The organism is Streptomyces longispororuber (assembly GCF_014656095.1).
GTDB classification, from domain to species: domain Bacteria; phylum Actinomycetota; class Actinomycetes; order Streptomycetales; family Streptomycetaceae; genus Streptomyces; species Streptomyces longispororuber.
In genome coordinates this window covers 34,347-53,199 of the sequence record NZ_BNBT01000006.1, presented here as the reverse complement: position 1 = coordinate 53,199, position 18,853 = coordinate 34,347, and the positions used below count along the sequence as shown (strand labels likewise).

The following is an 18,853-nucleotide window of genomic DNA, read 5'->3' as shown; positions in this document are numbered from 1 at the left end:
TCAGCGGACCGGGTGGCCCGCCCGGCGGAGGGTTTCCTTGACCTCGCCGATGCGCAGGTCGCCGAAGTGGAAGACGGAGGCCGCGAGGACCGCGTCGGCGCCCGCGGCGACGGCGGGCGGGAAGTGGTCGAGGCGGCCCGCGCCGCCGGAGGCGATCACGGGGACCGTGACGTGCTTGCGTACCGCCTCGATCATCTCGATGTCGTAGCCGTCCTTGGTGCCGTCGGCGTCCATCGAGTTGAGGAGGATCTCGCCGGCGCCGAGCTCGGCGGCCCGGTGGGCCCACTCGACGGCGTCGATCCCGGCGGACTTCCGGCCGCCGTGGGTGGTGACCTCGAAGGTGCCTCCCGGTGTCCGGCGGGCGTCCACCGACAGGACGAGGACCTGCCGCCCGAAGCGCTCGGCGATCTCGCGGATGAGGTCCGGGCGGGCGATGGCGGCGGTGTTCACGCCGACCTTGTCGGCGCCCGCGCGCAGCAGCTTGTCGACGTCCTCGGCGGTGCGCACGCCGCCGCCCACCGTGAGCGGGATGAAGACCTGCTCGGCGGTGCGCCGGACCACGTCGTACGTCGTCTCGCGGTCGCCCGACGAGGCGGTGATGTCCAGGAACGTCAGCTCGTCGGCGCCCTCGGCGTCGTACACCTTGGCCATCTCGACGGGGTCGCCGGCGTCGCGCAGGTTCTGGAAGTTCACGCCCTTGACGACCCGGCCGTTGTCGACGTCCAGGCAGGGGATGACTCGGACCGCCAGGGTCATTCCGCTCAAGCTCCTCTGAATGCTTCGAGTTCTACTTCGACCAGGATGCGCGGGTCGACGAACCCGGACACGACCAGCAGGGTCGTGACCGGGCGCACGGAGGCGAAGGCCTCGTGGTGGGCGCGGCCCACCTCGTCGATGTCCCGCGCGTGGGTCAGGTACATGCGGGTGCGCACGACGGAGTCGGCGCCGAGGCCGAACTCCGCCAGTGCCCTGAGGGCGTTGGCGAACGCGACCCTGGCCTGCTCGTAGGGGTCGCCCTCGCCGTGCAGCACCTCGCCCTCGAAGGCCGTGGTGCCGCCGACCAGGACCCGGTCACCCGCGGCCACGGCGCGCGCGAAACCGAAGCTCTCCTCCCAGGGAGTACCGCCCTGCACACGCCGGGCGTCGGTCATGACGACACCGCCTCCAGGGCCTCTTCCAGGGTGAACGCCTTCGCGTACAGGGCCTTGCCGACGATGGCGCCCTCGACGCCCTGGGGCACCAGCGCGGCGATGGCGCGCAGGTCGTCCAGGGAGGAGACGCCGCCGGAGGCGACGACGGGGCGGTCCGTGGCGGCGCAGACGTTGCGCAGGAGCTCCAGGTTCGGGCCCTGGAGCGTGCCGTCCTTGGCGATGTCGGTGACCACGTAGCGGGCGCAGCCCTCGGCGTCGAGGCGTGCCAGCGTCTCGTAGAGGTCGCCGCCGTCGCGGGTCCAGCCGCGGCCGCGCAGCGTGGTGCCGCGCACGTCGAGGCCGACCGCGATCCGGTCGCCGTGCTCGGCGATGACCTTGGCGACCCACTCGGGGGTCTCCAGGGCGGCCGTGCCCAGGTTCACGCGGGTGCAGCCGGTGGCGAGGGCGGCGGCGAGGGTGTCGTCGTCGCGGATGCCGCCGGAGAGCTCGACCTTGATGTCCATGGCGGCGGTGACCTCGGCGACCAGGGCGCGGTTGTCGCCGGTGCCGAACGCCGCGTCCAGGTCGACCAGGTGCAGCCACTCGGCGCCGGAGCGCTGCCAGGCCAGGGCGGCCTCGAGCGGGGAGCCGTACGAGGTCTCCGTACCGGACTCGCCGTGGACGAGGCGGACGGCCTGGCCGTCGCGGACGTCGACGGCCGGGAGGAGTTCGAGCTTCGCCATCAGAGGGTTCCGATCCAGTTCTTCAGCAGGTGCGCTCCGGCGTCACCGGACTTCTCGGGGTGGAACTGCGTGGCCCACAGGGCGCCGTTCTCGACGGCCGCGACGAAGGGCGCGCCGTGCGTGGCCCAGGTGACGCGGGGGGCGCGCATCGCGGGGTTCGCGGTCTCCAGCGACCAGTCGTGGACGGCGTACGAGTGGACGAAGTAGTAGCGCTCGTCGGCGTCCAGGCCCCGGAACAGCTCGGAGTCGGCGGGCGCCTCGACCGTGTTCCAGCCCATGTGGGGCACGATGTCGGCCTTCAGGGGCTCGACGGTGCCGGGCCACTCGTCCAGGCCCTCGGAGGCGACGCCGTGCTCGACGCCGTGGGCGAAGAGGATCTGCATGCCGACGCAGATGCCCATGACGGGCCGGCCCCCGGACAGGCGGCGGCCGACGATCCAGTCGCCGCGGGCCGCGCGCAGGCCCTCCATGCAGGCGGCGAAGGCGCCCACGCCGGGGACCAGGAGGCCGTCGGCGTTCATGGCGGTGTCGTAGTCACGGGTGATCTCGACGTCGGCGCCCGCGCGGGCCAGGGCCCGCTCGGCGGAACGCACGTTGCCGAAGCCGTAGTCGAGGACGACGACCTTCTTGGCGGATCCGGCGGAGGTCAATTCCACACCTCCAGGCGGACGATGCCCGCGAGCAGGCACATGCCGGCGCCGATGGAGAGCAGGGTGATCAGGCTCTTGGACTGCTTCTGCTTGGCGAAGGAGTAGACCCCGCCGAGCAGGAAGAGCCCGACGAAGATCAGCAGGGTGGAGATGCCGTTCATGCGGTTACAGCGCTCCCTTCGTGGACGGGAGGATGCCCGCCGCGCGCGGGTCCCGCTCGCTGGCGTACCGCAGCGCCCGCGCGAGCGCCTTGAACTGGCACTCCACGACGTGGTGGGCGTTGCGCCCGTAGGGCACGTGGATGTGCAGCGCGATCTGCGCCTGCGCGACGAAGGACTCGAAGATGTGCCGGGTCATCGTCGTGTCGTACGCGCCGATCATCGGGGCCAGGTTCTCCGGCTCCGTGTGGACGAGGTACGGGCGGCCGCTGAGGTCGACGGTCACCTGGGCGAGGGACTCGTCGAGCGGCACCGTGCAGTTGCCGAAGCGGTAGATGCCGACCTTGTCGCCGAGCGCCTGCCGGAAGGCGGCGCCGAGCGCGAGGGCGGTGTCCTCGATGGTGTGGTGGGTGTCGATGTGCAGGTCGCCCTCGGTCTTGACCGTGAGGTCGAACAGGCCGTGGCGGCCGAGCTGGTCGAGCATGTGGTCGTAGAAACCGACCCCGGTCGACACGTCGACCTTCCCGGTGCCGTCGAGGTCGATTTCGACGACGACCGAGGTCTCCTTCGTGGTCCGTTCGACCCGGCCTACGCGGCTCATGCGTCCTGCTCCTTCTTGAGTGCGCGTACCGCATCGAGGAACGCGTCGTTTTCGGCGGGGGTTCCCGCGGTGACCCGCAGCATGCCGGGCACGCCGTTGTCCCGGACCAGGACGCCCCGGTCGAGGATGCGCCGCCAGGCGTCCTGGGCGTCGGCGAACCGCCCGAACTGGACGAAGTTGGCGTCCGAGGGGGTCACCTCGTAGCCGAGGTCCCGCAGTCCGGTGACGAGGCGGTCGCGCTCGGCCTTGAGCTGCTCGACGTAGCCGAGCAGGGTGTCCGTGTGCTCCAGGGCGGCGAGCGCGGTGGCCTGGGTGACGGCCGACAGGTGGTACGGCAGCCGCACGAGCTGGACGGCGTCCACGACCGCCGGGTCGGCGGCCAGGTAGCCGAGGCGCAGCCCGGCGGCGCCGAACGCCTTGGACATGGTGCGCGAGACGACCAGGTGCGGCCGCCCCTCCAGGAGCGGAAGCAGCGACGCGCCGTGGCTGAACTCCACGTACGCCTCGTCGACCACGACCATGGACGGCTTGGCCGCCTGCGCGGCGTCGTACAGGGCGACGACGGCCTCGGGCGGCACGGCGTTGCCCGTGGGGTTGTTGGGCGTGGTGATGAAGACGACGTCCGGCTGGTGCTCCGCGACGGCCCGGGCGGCGGCGTCGGCGTCGAGCGTGAAGTCGTCGCGCCGCGGCCCGGAGATCCAGCCGGTGCCGGTGCCACGGGCGATCAGGGCGTGCATGGAGTACGAGGGCTCGAAGCCGAGGGCCGTGCGCCCGGGGCCGCCGAAGGTCTGCAGGAGCTGCTGGATGACCTCGTTGGAGCCGTTGGCCGCCCAGACGTGGGCGCGGGTGACCTCGTGGCCGCCCGTGCGGGTCAGATAGGCGGCGAGCCGGGTGCGCAGCTCGACCGCGTCCCGGTCGGGGTAGCGGTTCAGGGTGCGCGCGGCCTCGCGGACGCGCTCGGCGATGCGCTCGACGAGCGGCTCGGGCAGCGGGTAGGGGTTCTCGTTGGTGTTCAGCCGGACGGGGACGTCGAGCTGGGGCGCGCCGTACGGGGACTTGCCGCGCAGCTCCTCCCGTACGGGCAGGTCGTCGATCCCGGTCACTGGCCCGGCACCTTCCAGCCGAACCTGGCCTTGATCGCGGCGCCGTGCGCGGGCAGGTCCTCGGCCTCGGCGAGCGTCACCACGTGGTGGGCGACCTCGGCGAGGGCGTCGCGGGAGTAGTCCACGATGTGGATGCCGCGCAGGAACGACTGCACGGACAGGCCCGAGGAGTGGCAGGCGCAGCCGCCGGTGGGGAGGACGTGGTTGGAGCCGGCGCAGTAGTCGCCGAGGGAGACCGGCGCCCAGGGGCCGACGAAGATCGCGCCCGCGTTCTTGACCCGGTCCGCGACGGCGGCGGCGTCGGCGGTCTGGATCTCCAGGTGCTCGGCGCCGTACGCGTCGACGACGCGCAGGCCCTCCTCCAGGCCGTCCACGAGCACGATCGCGGACTGGCGGCCGGCCAGGGCGGGCGCGATCCGGTCCTGGACGTGCTTGGTGGCCGCGACCTGCGGCTCCAGCTCCGCGGCGACGGCGTCGGCGAGCGCCACGGAGTCCGTGACCAGGACGGCGGCGGCCAGCGGGTCGTGCTCGGCCTGGCTGATCAGGTCGGCGGCGACGTGCGCCGGGTCGGCGGTGTCGTCGGCGAGGATCGCGATCTCCGTCGGGCCCGCCTCGGTGTCGATGCCGATGCGGCCGGTGAAGTACCGCTTGGCGGCGGCGACCCAGATGTTGCCCGGCCCGGTGACCATGTCGGCCGGGGGGCACTCGTCGGTGCCGTACGCGAACATGGCGACGGCCTGGGCGCCGCCCACGGCGTACACCTCGTCGATGTCGAGGAGCGCGCACGCGGCGAGGATGGTCGGGTGCGGCAGGCCGTCGCAGTCGGCCTGCGGCGGCGAGGCGAGGGCCATGGAGGCCACGCCCGCCTCCTGCGCGGGCACCGCGTTCATGATCACGGAGGAGGGGTAGACGGAGCGGCCGCCCGGGGCGTAGAGGCCCACGCGCTCGACCGGCACCCACTTCTCGGTGACCGAGCCGCCGGGGACGACCTGGGTGGTGTGCGGGGCGCGACGCTGGGCGCGGTGGACGGTGCGGGCCCGGCGGATGGACTCCTCCAGGGCGGCGCGCACGTCGGGGTCGAGGCCCGCGAGGGCCTCGGCGATGGCCTCGGCGGGCACCCGGACCCGCTCCAGCTTCACGCCGTCGAACTTCTCCGCGTACTCGATCAGCGCCGCGTCGCCGCGATGATGCACGTCCTCGCAGATCGGGCGCACCTTCTCCAGGGCGGCCGCGACGTCGAAGTCGGCACGGGGCAGCAGGGCGCGCAGAGCGGAACCCGACGGAAACTCCGTGAGGGCCTCGCCGCGCAGATCGATTCGAGAGATCACATGGCCAATTCTCGCAGACGGCCGCGGGCGACCGAGCGCCCGTATCAGTGAGTGATACGGCACGTCCGCCGGCGCGCGACCCGGCGCGGCCCGGCCCCGGGCGCCACCGGAGGCTCTCATTCCAGTTCAGCGGGCGAAGAACCGGCTCACCGCGGGACTCCGTTCACCACTGGCGTTCAGCCGGTCACGGCATCGGGCATGAACGGATGTACGAGGCAGCTACGCGTCTCGGCACCCACGGGAGGGCGACAGCAGTGGTCGACGACACCGGCACCGGGGACCCGCCGGACGGGCTGACCGCCGCGGAGATCGGCATGTGGCAGGCGTTCCGCAACGGCACGCTGTACGACCTCAGGTCGGGCGACGCCGCGGTGGACGACCCGCACGGCGTCCACCCCTGGGGGCCGGAGCGCAGCGTACGGGCCCGCATCGTGTGCTGGCTGCTGCTCGACGGGCCGCCCGCGCTGGCCGGCCGGGTGTCGTCGCTGAAGCTGGCGGGCGTGCGGATCACGGACGTCCTGGACCTGGCGGGCGGCACGGTGGTGCCGTACACGGAGCTGCGGGGCTGCCGCTTCGAGAAGGAGGTCCTGCTCCCCGAGGCCCGCTTCACCACCCTGCGCCTGGTCGACTGCTCCATCCCCCGCCTGGAGGCCGCCCGGCTGCACACCGAGGGCGACCTGCACCTGCCGCGCTGCCGCGTGTACAACGGCATGCGCCTCACCGACGCCCACATCGGCACGGACCTGCTGCTCAACCAGGCCGTCGTGCACCGCGACCGGCGGGCCCGCTCGGTGATGGGCGACGGCCTGACCGTCGGCCAGGACCTCCAGGCGGAGATGCTGGAGTCCCACGGCGAGCTGCGGCTGCGCGGCGCGAAGGTCGGCGTCAGCCTGAGCCTGCGCGGCAGCGTCCTGACCAACCCCTACGGCCGCTACGCCCTGAACGCCCCCCAGCTCACCGTCGAGCGCACGCTCTACCTGACCCCCGCCGCCGTCGGCAACCCCATGCAGACCAGCGGGACGACCCCCGCGCGCGGGACCCTCGTGCAGCGCTTCACCTGCGAGGGCGGCCTCCGGCTCGACGACGGCCGCTTCGGCGACGCGGTGGATCTCGGCCAGGCCCGCTTCACCCTCCAGCACGACCAGGAGGTGTCGCTGCGCCGGGTGCAGACCCCCGAGCTGCGCTTCCTCGGCGAGGCCCCGCTCCACGGCAAGGTCGTCCTGTCCGGCGCCCGCGTCGTCAACCTCATGGACCGCGCGGCGAGCTGGCCCGGCCCCGGCAGCCTCCAGATGGGCGGCTTCACGTACGAGAACCTCATCCCGCAGGGCAGCTTCCCGCTGTCGCGGCGCCTGGAGTGGGTGGCCGCGGCCACCGCCGAGTACCACCCGGAGCCGTACGAGAAGCTCGCCGCCGTGCTGCGCGCGGGCGGCGAGGACGCCGACGCCCGCGAGGTGCTGCTCGCCAAGCAGCGCCGCCGCCGCGAGACGCTGCCGCTCGCGGCCAAGCTGTGGGGCTACGCACAGGACTGGACGGTCGCCTACGGCTATCGTCCCGGCCGGGCCGCGCTGTGGATGGCGGTGCTCTGGGCGGCGAGCGCGATCGCCTTCTCCCGCGCCGACCACCCGCCCCTCAAGGAGGGCGAGCACCCCCACTGGAACCCGTCCCTGTTCGCCCTCGACCTGCTCCTGCCGGTCATCGACCTGGGCCACGACACGTACTGGCAGCTCCGCGGCGGCTGGCAGTGGCTGGCCGCGGCGCTGATCCTCATGGGCTGGGTCCTGGCCACCACGGTGGCCGCGGGCGCCACCCGCCTCCTCCGCCGCAACTAGGCCCTTCCCCCACCCGCCCCTCACCAGCGCTCCGCGCCTCGTCCTCGAACGCCGGACGGGCTGCATCGTCTGCGGTGCCGTCGTCGGCCGCCCGTGATCCCCCGCCACTTCGGGAGAGGCCGGGCGCGGATATTCCAGCCCGTCCGGCGATTGAGGACAAGGCGCGCAGCGCCGGAGCCCCGCACAAGGCCAGGGGCCAGAGACTTGCTGAACCGTTACCCGCCCCCGCACAACCATCCCCCCACCCGGCCCGTCATCACACAGCGACCGCACCAGACCACCACCACCCATGGCGTGAGAAGAGGGGGAACCGCACCATGCCGCTGCTGCGCGCCCTCATCCGCACCGCCCGCATGGTCCGCCACACCCCGCGCCTCGCCGAGGGCCTGCCCCCGGACGACGACGTCCTGCTCGACGTGCCGGACGAACGCCTCGGCCCGGCGCTCGTCGCCGCGGGCCGCGGCGAGTACGGCCCGGCGGCCAAACTGCTCGCCGCCACCCGCGAGGCCGCCGAGTGGGAGAACCGCGACCGGTACGCCACCCGCCTCGCCGCCTTCGCCCGCTCCCGCCCGGAGTGGTTCGACGAGTGGCTGGCCGCCGCCCCGCACGACCCGGACGCGCTGCTGCTCAAGGCCGAGCTCGCGGTCGTGCGCGGCTGGGAGTCGCCCGCCCGCGCCGAGCTGCTCCGCGAGGTCAGCCCGCTGCTCACGGCCGCCGCCGAGGCCGACCCGCGCGACCCCGTGCCGTGGCGCATCGCCCTGGACCACGCGCGCGGCACCCACGCCTCGCACTCCGACTTCGAGGAGCTGTGGTCCCAGGCCGTGCGCCGCTCCTCGTACCACTACGGCTGCCACGCCTCGGCGCTGATGTACCTCTCGGCGGACTGGTACGGCTCGCACCCGGAGTGCTTCGACTTCGCCGAGCGCGCGGCCGCGGACGCGCTGCCGGGCTCGCTCATCCAGGCGCTGCCGGTACGCGCCGCGTTCGCGTACCTGACCAGCGGCGGCGGGCGGCTGCCGCGCGAGCGCCTGGACGCCGCCGCGGACCTGGCCATCGCCCTGTCCGCGTCGTACGCGCCCGCCGACCCCTGGCCGGCCGAGGTGCGCAACCTCCTCACGTACGTCCTGGTGCGCCTGGAGCGCTGGCAGGACGCCCTGGACCAGCTCCGCCTGATCGGGCCGTACGCGACGTCGTTCCCCTGGGACCGGGTCTCCGACGACCCGCTCGGCCAGTTCCTGGAGCTGCGGGACGGGGTCCGCATCGAGGTGGCCGCGGGCACACCCGTGCGGTCCGGGCGCGGGCGCGGGGAGAGGAAGGCCGGCGGCGGCCGTTAGGCTTTCGGCTCGTGACGACCGTCCGGCTCCCCCTCTTTCCGCTGAACTCGGTGCTGTTCCCGGGGCTCGTACTGCCCCTGAACGTGTTCGAGGAGCGCTATCGCGCCATGATGCGCGACCTGCTCAAGAGTCCCGAAGACGAGCAGCGGCAGTTCGCCGTCGTGGCGATCCGCGACGGCAGCGAGGTCGCGCCGAGCGCGCCCGGCCTCCCCGACCCGACGGCCCGGCCCGAGCAGGGCCCCGCCGCGGGCTTCGGCGCCGACCCGGTACGGGCGTTCCACGAGGTCGGCTGCGTCGCCGACGCGGCGACCATCCGCGAGCGCGAGGACGGCGGCTTCGAGGTGCTCGCCACCGGCACCACCCGGGTGCGGCTGCGCTCGGTGGACGCCTCCGGCGCGTATCTGACCGCCGAGCTGGAACCGCTGCCGGAGGAGCCCGGTGACGAGGCCGGGGCGCTGGCCGAGGGCGTGCTGCGGGCCTTCCGCTCGTACCAGAAGCGGCTCGCGGGTGCCCGGGAGCGGTCCCTGTCCACGGGCACGGAGCTGCCGGACGAGCCGTCGGTGGTGTCATATCTGGTCGCGGCGGCCGCCGTCCTGGACACCCCGACGAAGCAGCGCCTCCTGGAGGCGCCCGACACCGCGGCCCGGCTGCGCGACGAGCTGGAACTGCTGCGCAGCGAGACCGCGATCATCCGTAACCTGCCGTCGCTGCCCGCGACGGACCTGACGCGCGGCGCGACGAGCCTCAACTGACGCAACCGACGCAACCGACGTGACCGATGCAATCGACGCATCCGACAGGCAGGCGACGTGGCGAAGAAGCAGAAGAAGTCCCAGGCGGGCGGCACCCCGGCGACGGTCGCCCTCACCCGCGCGGGCACGGAGTTCACCCTTCACTCGTACGAGCACGACCCCGCCCACCCCTCGTACGGCGAGGAGGCCGCGGAGGCCATGGGCGTGTCGCCCGACCGCGTCTTCAAGACCCTGGTCGCCGAGGTCGACGGCGAGCTGACCGTGGCGGTCGTCCCGGTGGCGGGCACCTTGAACCTCAAGGCCCTGGCCGCGGCGGTCGCGGGCAAGCGCGCGGTCATGGCCGACCCGGCGGCGGCCGAGCGCACCACCGGCTACGTGCGCGGCGGCATCTCCCCGCTGGGCCAGCGCAAGAAGCTGCGCACGGTCCTGGACGACTCGGCGTCGGCGCACCCCACCATCTGCGTCTCGGCGGGCCGCCGCGGCCTGGAGGTGGAGCTCGCCCCCGCGGACCTGGCGGCCCTCACGGACGCGGTGCTCGCGCCCATCGGGCGTGAATGAGGCCTCGACGGGGGTGTGGTCCTCGACTAGGACCAGACCCATGTCGAAGAAAACGCGCAAGCGGAAGTGGCGGGTACGCAAGTCCAAGTCCAACCACGGCCGCCGCCCGGCCTGACCCAGGGGCTGCCGCCCTTGGACCCCGCTTTGTCGGCGCTCCGCGCCTCGTCCTCAAACGCCGGACGGGCTGGAACTTTCCGCCGAGCGCGGCTGAGATCTTCAGCCGTGGCCGCGGTAGAGATTCTCAGCCCGTCCGGCGTTTGAGGACGAGCGCGCCAGCGCGATGAACAGGGGTCCAGGGGGCGGAGCCCCCTGGTTACCGCGAGGGCTCAGCCCTCCCGCACCCCGTACGGCGAGTACACCGGCTCCGGGTCCCGGGGCCCGAACAACGCCGTGAGCACCAGATGCGTGACCATCGCCGCCACCGGCCACGCCAGCAGCACGCCCTTGGCCTTCAGCTCCATGGGCGCGTCGAACACGACCCCCTGCCCCACGGAGCGCGCGTGGGCCACCACGTCCGTCTCGGGCCCGAGCCACACCCCCGCCCGCCAGGCGAGCACCGCCCCGAGGAGCGAGCCGAGGCCGAGCCCCACCACCAGCGGGATCCCGCCGCGCCGCCGCGCCAGGAAGACGACGAGCGCGGTGACGAAGCCGAAGGCGAGGCCCAGCAGGGTGAACGTTCCGTCGACCCCGATGGCCTGCTCCCCCTCGGTGTCCTTGAGGTAGACCGCCTGCTTGTCGGCGATCAGCGGCACCCGGGGCGCCAGCCACAGCCACAGCAGCCCCAGCAGCACACCGCTGACCGCCACCGCGACCATGATCACCGCGGCCTGCGCGATCTCCCGTCGCACACCGGGCCCGCCCTCCTCGTCCTGCTGGGGCCTGCCGTACCCGCCGGGCCCCGCCGGGGAGGCGGAGGCGTCCGGCGCCTGGTAGGGGTCGCGCTCGGGCTCGTGCGGCGGTTGGGAGGGTGTCAGCGGTGCGGTCACCCAGACATGGTGCCAGCTCCGCCTGTGGGCCGCGCCACCGGACGGGACGGCGGCCTGGCGGCGGGCGGCGTCAGCGCACGGCCGCGCGCCGGTACGCCCAGGTGGCGACCGCGAGCGAGACCACGCCGACGGCCGCGCACACCCCGAGGTCGAGCAGCACCGCGCCCCAGTCCGGGTCGCTCCCGAAGGTGCGGGCCAGCGCCTCGACGCCGTACGTGGAGGGCAGCAGGTCGCGCGCGTACTGGAGGAAGCCCGGCATCCGCTCGGCCGGGAGCACGCCGAGCAGCAGCGCCGCCGACATGCCCATCTGACCGAGGAGCGTGGCCAGTTCCGGCCGCGGCGCGAGCAGCCCCAGCGCGGCGCCGAGCCCGGCGAGCGCGGCCCCGGAGAGCGGGATCACCGCGGCGAGCACCCACAGGTGGGTCAGCGGAAGCCCGAAGAGCCCGCACCCGACGACCGCCGTGACGATCGTGCCGGGCACGGTGAAGGAGGCGTACGCGGCGGCCGCGCCGAGCACGACGGCGGCGGGCGGCACGGGCAGCGTGGCGTAGTGGTCGAGCCCGCCGTCGCCGCGGAGCTGGCCGAAGTACTGGGCGAGCAGGTTGAGCGCGACGAAGGCCACGACGAGGACGGAGGAGCCCGCCACCACGGCGTGGGCCTCGCTGCCGCCGTCCACGACCCCGCGCATCAGGATCATGATCCCGACCGACTGGAAGGTGGCGACGAACAGCAGCGGGATGCGCGCGACCCGGGCCCGCGAGAGCTGCGCGCGGTAGACGGCCGTCAGGGCCGGGACCATCCGCGCCCGCGCCCCGAGCGGCGCCGCGACGTCCGGCGCGGCCACGCGCTCGTCCTCGGCCCTGACCACGGCCTCCAGGGGAACGGCACTCAACGGACAACCTTCCTGCAGACGTCCCTACGCTTCACGGCCCGGCCCCTCACGCCTTCACCAGCCCGTCACCGCCGCGCCCGCCGAGGGCCAGGTACACGTCCTCCAGGCTGGGCGTGGCCAGCGTGAAGTCGTCCAGGGCGGCGAAGGCGACGCCGCCCGTGACCGCGGCGACGGCCGCCCGGGCCTCCTCCGGCGCGAGCCGCAGCGTCCAGCGGCGCCCGGACTCGACGGCCGAGGACCGCAGCGCGGCCACCTCCGGTACGTCGACGGGGGCCCGGTCGCGCCACACGAGCTCCACCCGCACCTCGCCCGCGACCTTCTCCTTCAGGCCGGTGGGCGTGTCACAGGCGATGACCTTGCCGTGGTCGAGCACGGCGACGCGGTCGAGCACGGTCTCGGCCTCGATGACGTTGTGGGTGACCAGCAGCACGGTCGTGCCGCGCTCGGCGCGGCGCCGGTCGACCGCGCCCCACACGGCGCGCCGCGCGACCGGGTCCATGCCCGTCGTCGGCTCGTCGAGGACCAGGAGCCGTCGCTCGCCGACCAGCGCGGTGGCGAAGCAGGCGAGCCGGCGCTGGCCCCCGGAGAGCTTCCTCAGGGGGCGGCCCGCCAGGGCGGTGATCCCCAGCTCGTCCAGGACGTCGTCCCGCTGGGCGCGGGCGGCGGCCGCGTCGAGCCCGCGCAGCCGCGCGGTGGTCTCGACGGCGAGGGAGACGGTCAGCTCGTCGAGCGCGGTCGACTCCTGGCCGAGGTAGGCGAGCAGCCGCGCCGCCCGCTCGGGGTGGCGCACGATGTCGTGGCCGAGGACCTCGACGCTGCCGCTGTCGGGTCGCATCAGGCCGGTGAGCTGGCGTACGAGGGTGGACTTCCCGGCGCCGTTGGGCCCGAGGAGCCCGAAGATCTCGCCGCGGCCGACCTCGATGCCGATGCCGTCGCTGGCCCGCACCTCGGGCGTCGCGGGCCTGCCGCGCCGGCCCCGGGCGGCCGGGTAGACCTTGACCAGGTCGCGGACCACGCAGACGGCATCGCTGCCGTGCCCCTGCCGGAGCCCCCCTCGGACTGCCTGTGCCGCGCGCGTACTCACGATGCACGAGGGTACGGGGTCGGGTGTGCGGCGGGGCGTCCGGGGCGTGCCTCACACCCCCGACCGGGTGCGTTCGGGGCCCGCCCGGGTCGGGTCGCGGGCTCGATCCCGCCCCCCGCCCGGGCGGCCGCGGGCGGCTCAGTCCCCGGCGGGGGCGGGCTCCGCGGCGGTGCGTACGTCGATTTCGCGCCAGAATCCGGCACGGATCGCATACCGGTCGTGCTCGTCGATCTGGTCGTCCTTGTGGGCGAGCAGCCCGAAGCGGGCGGCGTACCGCAGCAGTTCGCCGTCGATGCGGTGCGGGATGCGCGGGTACATCGTCGACAGCTTCTGCAGGTTGTGCTGCTCGGGCAGGCGGGCCATCCAGCGGCGCGCGAAGACCTGCCCCACCTCGTACGGGTCGCCGCCGACCGTGGTGATGTCCTCCTCGCGGTCGGCCCAGCGCTGCTCGGCCGTGGTGAGCTGGGCGAGGGTGGGCAGGGCCGCGGCCTCCGGGGGCTCGGCCGGGACGCCGGGGCGGTCGACCCAGCCCTTGTCGGAGGACCAGCGCAGCGTGGCGGTGGTGTGCTCCTTGACGGTCTGGACGGGGGCGGGGCCGCGCAGCGCGGCGAGGTCCTTGGGGGTGGGGACGCCCTTGACGGCCCGGTCGCCGTTCTCCGCGGCGCGCGGGGCCGCGTCCGCGTGCGGGGCGGCGGACCGCTCGGCGGCCTCCGTGGCGGCGGCGAGGGCGGACTCGGGCAGCGGCGCCGAGAGGATGGCGGCGATCTCGGGGCGGGGCGCGGGCGGGGGCGCGCAGACGCCGCCGTACTCCTTGGCGCGGACGGCCTTGGTGATCCAGGCGCGGTCGAGGACGCGCCGCTCGTCGGCCTCGGCGACCAGGTCCTCGGACTGGTTGTAGTCGCCGTCGGCGGCCTGGACGGCCCAGAGGTGGACGGCGACGCCGTGCTCCTTGGCGGCCATCATGCCGGGCAGCAGGTCGCCGTCGCCGGTGACGAGGACGATGTCGGAGCAGGCGCGGTTGCGGGCGAGCTCGGTCAGCTCGGCGTGCATGGCGGCGTCCACGCCCTTCTGCGCCCACCGCCCGTCGCTGCGGGTCAGCGCACCCAGGCGGACGGTCACCCGCGGCATCACGCGCAGCCTGCGGTGCTCCGGCTGGGGCACCCGGTCGGGGGCGCCGTCGAACCAGTAGATGCGAAGGAGCGGCCGCTCGGTGTCGGCTTCGGCGCGCTCGCGCAGGCCCTGGATCAGGGCGGAGTGGTCGACGGTGATCCTCGACCGGGACGGCTCCCCCGCGAGGAGGCTCGCGGCGGCTCCCAGCAGGTACCCGGCGTCCACCAGGACGACGCAGCGGTCCACGCGATCCACCCTCTTTCCCTGGATGCTTCCCGAAGGTGCCCGAAGGTCTCACAGATCCGCGGCGAGGACCTGGAGATCCGGAGAATCCTGGAGGTTGCTTCGGGTTTCCTTCGAGTCTGCCCGACCTCGCGGAGGTTAACGGCCCGAACTCGATCTTCGGCGTGGCGTACCGACTCCGTACCCGTCGGCGACGCCTCTTACGCAAGCTCCTCTTACACACGGTGATTGCCCGAAATGCACACTTGTGAAGCTTATGTGAGGCTGGTCGCGTCCTGGCCCCCCGATCCTTCGCAGGAGGAAGATCACCATGGCCAAGAACAAGAACCGCGACCGCAACCAGAAGGCGGCCGCCCAGTCCGAGCGCGGACAGCAGCAGGCGCAGCAGTCCGCGATGGAGGCGCAGGCCAAGTCCGCGGCCGAGGCCAATCCGGGAGACGTCGCGCGCAAGCATCGCGAGCGTCGCTTCGGCCACAACTGACGCGGGAGCAGGAGCAGGCGCGACTGAGGGGCGCACCCGGTGTGGGTGCGCCCCTCAGTCGCGCCGCGCTTCCGCCGGGCCGGCCGGTCAGCCCGCCGACCGGTCACCCGTCGGCCGCTCAGCCCGCTGGCCGGTCAGCCCGCCAGCCGCTCAGCCCGTCGGCCGGTCAGCCGCTCAGCCCGCCAGGCAGGACGGTCCGAGCAGCACCTTCAGGTCGCCGAAGAGGGCCGGGTCCGGCTTCACCCGGTGCCGGTCGAGCCGCAGCACGGTCGTCTTCTGCGCGCCCTGGAGCTTGATCCGCACCTCGCTGTTGCCCTTGTGGTGGCTGAGGATCTCGCCGAGGCGGGTGACCATCGGCGGGCTCACCTTCACGGTGGGGATGGTGATCAGCACCGGGGCGTTGGCGCCGGCGTTCGACAGGTCGGGGACCTGGAGCTCCATCGCGACCAGGCGCGGGACGTCCTCGCGCTTGTCGAGGCGGCCCTTGACGAAGACGACGGCGTCCTCGACGAGCTGGGTGGACACGAGCTGGTAGGTCGCGGGGAAGAACATGCACTCGATGGAGCCCGCGAGGTCCTCGACGGTGGCGATGGCCCAGGCGTTGCCCTGCTTGGTCATCTTGCGCTGGAGGCCGGAGATGATGCCGCCGATGGTGACGACCGCGCCGTCGGAGAAGTCGCCGCCGGTGAGCTGGGCGATGCCCGCGTCGGCCTTGTCCGACAGGACGTGCTCCAGGCCGAACAGCGGGTGGTCGGACACGTACAGGCCGAGCATCTCCCGCTCCTGGGCGAGCAGGTAGGTCTTGTCCCACTCGTCGTCGGAGAACTCCACGTCCAGGCCGAAGCCGGGCTCGTTCGCGTCGTCCTCGCCCATGCCGCCGAAGAGGTCGAACTGGCCCTCGGCCTCCTTGCGCTTGACCGCGACCACGTTGTCGATCATCGGCTCGTACTGCGCGGTGAGGCCCTTGCGGGTGTGCCCCATGGTGTCGAAGGCGCCGGCCTTGATCAGCGACTCGGTGGTGCGCTTGTTGCAGGCCGCGGCCTCGACCTTGTCCAGGTAGTCGGGGAAGGAGGCGAACTTCCCCTTGGCCTTGCGGGAGCGGATGATCGCGTCGACCACGTTGGTGCCGACGTTGCGCACCGCCTCCAGGCCGAAGAGGATCACGTCGTCGCCCTGGGCGGCGAAGTTGTGCACCGACTCGTTGACGTTCGGCGGGAGCACCTTGATGCCCATGCGGCGGCACTCGTTCAGGTAGACGGCCGACTTGTCCTTGTCGTCCTTGACCGAGGTGAGCAGGGCCGCCATGTACTCGGCCGGGTAGTTCGCCTTCAGGTACGCGGTCCAGTAGGTGACCAGGCCGTACGCGGAGGAGTGGGCCTTGTTGAACGCGTAGCCGGCGAAGGGCACCAGGACGTCCCACAGGGCCTGGATGGCCTCGTCGGAGTAGCCGTTCTTGCGGGCGCCCGCCTGGAAGATGGTGAAGTTCTTCTCCAGCTCCTCCGGCTTCTTCTTGCCCATCACGCGGCGCAGGATGTCGGCCTCGCCGAGCGAGTACCCGGCGATGATCTGGGCGGCCTTCTGCACCTGCTCCTGGTACACGATCAGGCCGTAGGTGAGGCCCAGCGTCTCCTTCAGGGGCTCCTCGAGCTCCGGGTGGATCGGCGTGATCTCCTGGCGGCCGTTCTTGCGCTCCGCGTAGTTGATGTGCGAGTTCATGCCCATCGGGCCCGGCCGGTAGAGGGCCGAGACGGCGGAGATGTCCTCGAAGTTGTCGGGCTGCATCTGGCGCAGCAGCGAGCGCATCGGGCCGCCGTCGAACTGGAACACGCCGAGCGTGTCACCGCGGCAGAGCATCTCGTACGTCTTGGGGTCGTCCAGCGGGACTTCCAGGAGCTCCAGCTTGACGCCCTTGTTGGCCTCCACCATCTTCACGGCGTCGTCCATGATGGTGAGGTTGCGCAGGCCCAGGAAGTCCATCTTCAGCAGGCCGAGCGACTCGCACTGCGGGTAGTCCCACTGCGTGATGGTGACGCCGTCGGTGTGCCGGACCCAGACGGGGGCGTGCTCGATGATCGGCTCGCTGGACATGATCACGCCGGCGGCGTGCACGCCCATCTGCCGGACCAGGCCCTCCACGCCCTTGGCGGTGTCGATGACCTTCTTGACGTCCGGTTCGTTCTCGTACATCCCCCGGACCTCGCCCGCCTCGTTGTACCGGGGGTGCTCGGGGTTGGTGATGCCGTCCAGGTCGATGCCCTTGCCGAGGACGTCGGCGGGCATGGCCTTGGTGATGCGGTCGCCCATCGCGTACGGGTAGCCGAGGACGCGGGCGGAGTCCTTGATCGCGTTCTTCGCCTTGATCTTGCCGTACGTGCCGATCATGGCGACCTTGTCGCGGCCGTACTTCTCCGTCACGTACCGGATGACCTCGCCGCGCCTGCGCTCGTCGAAGTCGATGTCGACGTCGGGCATGGAGACGCGCTCGGGGTTGAGGAACCGCTCGAAGATCAGTCCGTGCTCGATCGGGTCGAGGTCGGTGATGCCCATGGCGTACGCGACGATCGAGCCGGCCGCGGAGCCGCGCCCGGGGCCGACCGCGATGCCGTTGTTCTTGGCCCACATGATGAAGTCGGCGACCACGAGGAAGTAGCCCGGGAACCCCATCTGGATGATGACGTCCATCTCGTACTCGGCCTGCTTCTGGCGGTCCGCGGGGACGCCGCCGGGGAAGCGCCGCTCCATGCCGCGGCGGACCTCCTCCTGGAACCAGGTGACCTCGGTGTAGCCCTCGGGGATGTCGAACTTCGGCATGAGGTCGCGCTTCTCGAACATGCCGGTGGTGTCGATCTGCTCGGCCACCAGGAGGGTGTTGCGGCAGCCCTCCTGCCAGGCGTCCGAGGAGTCGATGGCGTACATCTCGTCCGTGGACTTCAGGTAGTAGCCGGTGCCGTCGAACTTGAAGCGGTCCGGGTCCGAGAGGTTCTTGCCGGTCTGGATGCACAGCAGGGCGTCGTGGGCGGTCGCCTCGTGCGCGTACGTGTAGTGCGAGTCATTGGTGACCAGGGGCGGGATGCCGAGCTTCTTGCCGATCTCCAGGAGGCCGTCGCGCACCCGGCGCTCGATCTCGATGCCGTGGTCCATCAGCTCCAGGAAGTACCGGTCCTTGCCGAAGATGTCCTGGTACTCGGCGGCCGACTTCAGGGCCTCGTCGAACTGGCCGAGGCGCAGCCGGGTCTGCAACTCACCGGAGGGGCAGCCGGTGGAGGCGATCAGCCCCTCCGACCACTGGGAGATCGTCTCCTTGTCCATGCGGGGCCACTTCTGGAGCCAGCCCTCGGCGTACGCGTCCGAGGACAGCTTGAAGAGGTTGTGCAGGCCGGTCTTGTTCGCCGCCCAGATCGTCTTGTGCGTATAACCACCCGAACCGGACACGTCGTCCCGCTTCTGGTGCGGCTGGCCCCACTGGATCTTGCGCTTGTTGCGCCGGGACTCCGGGGCCACGTACGCCTCGATGCCGATGATCGGGGTGACCCCGGCCTTCTGGGCGGAGTGGAAGAAGTCGTACGCCCCGTGGAGGTTGCCGTGGTCGGACATGGCGATGTGCGTCATGCCCATGTCGTTGCACGCCTTGAACATGTCCTTCAGCCGCGCCGCACCGTCCAGGAGCGAGTACTGGGTGTGCACGTGCAGGTGCGTGAAGGGCGGCTTCGACACGGCTTTGGCCTCCAAGGGAAACACGGGACGACGGGCTGCGGTCGGACTGGGGGGACAGCGGGGAAGTCTAGTCCGGGCCGCTGACAACCGAGGCCCGTCCGGGAGTACGGTCGGGCCGGGCGCCGGGCACTTTCGGAGTACGGTCGCCCGTTGGAAG

At 72.6% G+C, this 18,853-nt stretch carries 19 protein-coding genes; 6 read left to right on the top strand and 13 right to left on the bottom strand.

Annotated elements, in window-relative coordinates; all coding sequences use genetic code 11:
- Genes hisF through hisD form a run of 8 tightly spaced genes read right to left on the bottom strand, consistent with a single transcriptional unit; the run spans position 1 to position 5,713 of the window.
- Positions 1 to 756, bottom strand: a complete 756-nt coding sequence (hisF, locus tag IE330_RS03455) for an imidazole glycerol phosphate synthase subunit HisF (RefSeq protein ID WP_190134331.1) — start codon at positions 754 to 756, stop codon at positions 1 to 3.
- A 5-nt stretch (positions 757 to 761) separates the two neighbouring features.
- Entirely contained in the window at positions 762 to 1,151 is a 390-nt protein-coding gene (locus IE330_RS03450) for a RidA family protein (RefSeq protein WP_190134330.1), read from the bottom strand.
- Entirely contained in the window at positions 1,148 to 1,873 is a 726-nt protein-coding gene (priA, locus tag IE330_RS03445; RefSeq protein WP_190134329.1) for a bifunctional 1-(5-phosphoribosyl)-5-((5-phosphoribosylamino)methylideneamino)imidazole-4-carboxamide isomerase/phosphoribosylanthranilate isomerase PriA, read from the bottom strand. The genes IE330_RS03450 and priA overlap by 4 nt, the downstream gene beginning before the upstream one ends.
- Positions 1,873 to 2,523, bottom strand: coding sequence for an imidazole glycerol phosphate synthase subunit HisH (gene hisH / locus IE330_RS03440; RefSeq protein ID WP_229925343.1), 651 nt, complete (start codon positions 2,521 to 2,523; stop codon positions 1,873 to 1,875). The genes priA and hisH overlap by 1 nt, the downstream gene beginning before the upstream one ends.
- Positions 2,520 to 2,684 carry a CG2302 family histidine operon protein gene (locus tag IE330_RS03435; protein WP_190134327.1) on the bottom strand — a complete coding sequence of 55 codons (165 nt, stop codon included), beginning with the start codon at positions 2,682 to 2,684 and terminating at the stop codon, positions 2,520 to 2,522. Before IE330_RS03435 ends, hisH begins: the two co-directional genes overlap by 4 nt.
- A 4-nt stretch (positions 2,685 to 2,688) precedes the next feature.
- Entirely contained in the window at positions 2,689 to 3,282 is a 594-nt protein-coding gene (gene hisB / locus IE330_RS03430; RefSeq protein ID WP_190134326.1) for an imidazoleglycerol-phosphate dehydratase HisB, read from the bottom strand.
- On the bottom strand, positions 3,279 to 4,385 hold the full coding sequence (locus IE330_RS03425; protein ID WP_190134325.1) for a histidinol-phosphate transaminase: 1,107 nt from the start codon (positions 4,383 to 4,385) through the stop codon (positions 3,279 to 3,281). The genes hisB and IE330_RS03425 overlap by 4 nt, the downstream gene beginning before the upstream one ends.
- Positions 4,382 to 5,713 carry a histidinol dehydrogenase gene (hisD, locus tag IE330_RS03420; RefSeq protein WP_190134324.1) on the bottom strand — a complete coding sequence of 444 codons (1,332 nt, stop codon included), beginning with the start codon at positions 5,711 to 5,713 and terminating at the stop codon, positions 4,382 to 4,384. Before hisD ends, IE330_RS03425 begins: the two co-directional genes overlap by 4 nt.
- A 314-nt stretch (positions 5,714 to 6,027) precedes the next feature.
- On the opposite strand from hisD, the gene IE330_RS03415 reads away from it, so the two are divergent.
- From IE330_RS03415 to IE330_RS40180, 5 genes are all read left to right on the top strand, one after another.
- Positions 6,028 to 7,542, top strand: a complete 1,515-nt coding sequence (locus tag IE330_RS03415) for an oxidoreductase (protein ID WP_229925362.1) — start codon at positions 6,028 to 6,030, stop codon at positions 7,540 to 7,542.
- A 317-nt stretch (positions 7,543 to 7,859) separates the two neighbouring features.
- A complete protein-coding gene (locus IE330_RS03410; protein WP_190134322.1) occupies positions 7,860 to 8,876 on the top strand; it encodes a hypothetical protein in 1,017 nt (338 codons plus the stop codon).
- 11 nt (positions 8,877 to 8,887) lie between these two features.
- A complete protein-coding gene (locus IE330_RS03405; RefSeq protein WP_190134321.1) occupies positions 8,888 to 9,628 on the top strand; it encodes an LON peptidase substrate-binding domain-containing protein in 741 nt (246 codons plus the stop codon).
- Between the two features lie 57 nt (positions 9,629 to 9,685).
- A complete protein-coding gene (ybaK, locus tag IE330_RS03400) occupies positions 9,686 to 10,186 on the top strand; it encodes a Cys-tRNA(Pro) deacylase (RefSeq protein WP_190134320.1) in 501 nt (166 codons plus the stop codon).
- A 40-nt stretch (positions 10,187 to 10,226) separates the two neighbouring features.
- Entirely contained in the window at positions 10,227 to 10,301 is a 75-nt protein-coding gene (locus IE330_RS40180) for a hypothetical protein (RefSeq protein ID WP_467095488.1), read from the top strand.
- Positions 10,302 to 10,512: 211 nt separating this feature from the next.
- On the opposite strand, the gene IE330_RS03395 is transcribed toward IE330_RS40180, so the two are convergent.
- From IE330_RS03395 to IE330_RS03380, 4 genes are all read right to left on the bottom strand, one after another.
- Positions 10,513 to 11,172: a DUF2567 domain-containing protein gene (locus IE330_RS03395; RefSeq protein ID WP_190134319.1), complete on the bottom strand. Its 660-nt coding sequence runs from the start codon at positions 11,170 to 11,172 to the stop codon at positions 10,513 to 10,515.
- A gap of 70 nt (positions 11,173 to 11,242) precedes the next feature.
- Positions 11,243 to 12,064 carry an ABC transporter permease gene (locus tag IE330_RS03390; protein ID WP_190134318.1) on the bottom strand — a complete coding sequence of 274 codons (822 nt, stop codon included), beginning with the start codon at positions 12,062 to 12,064 and terminating at the stop codon, positions 11,243 to 11,245.
- A 46-nt stretch (positions 12,065 to 12,110) separates the two neighbouring features.
- Positions 12,111 to 13,148, bottom strand: a complete 1,038-nt coding sequence (locus IE330_RS03385) for an ABC transporter ATP-binding protein (RefSeq protein ID WP_190134317.1) — start codon at positions 13,146 to 13,148, stop codon at positions 12,111 to 12,113.
- 138 nt (positions 13,149 to 13,286) lie between these two features.
- Positions 13,287 to 14,504, bottom strand: a complete 1,218-nt coding sequence (locus IE330_RS03380) for an NYN domain-containing protein (protein WP_190134380.1) — start codon at positions 14,502 to 14,504, stop codon at positions 13,287 to 13,289.
- A 307-nt stretch (positions 14,505 to 14,811) separates the two neighbouring features.
- On the opposite strand from IE330_RS03380, the gene IE330_RS03375 reads away from it, so the two are divergent.
- Positions 14,812 to 14,982, top strand: coding sequence for a hypothetical protein (locus tag IE330_RS03375; RefSeq protein ID WP_190134316.1), 171 nt, complete (start codon positions 14,812 to 14,814; stop codon positions 14,980 to 14,982).
- Between the two features lie 174 nt (positions 14,983 to 15,156).
- Here the strand turns inward: IE330_RS03375 and dnaE are convergent, their stop codons facing one another.
- Positions 15,157 to 18,696, bottom strand: a complete 3,540-nt coding sequence (gene dnaE, locus IE330_RS03370) for a DNA polymerase III subunit alpha (RefSeq protein ID WP_190134315.1) — start codon at positions 18,694 to 18,696, stop codon at positions 15,157 to 15,159.
- Between the last annotated feature and the right edge of the window lie 157 nt (positions 18,697 to 18,853).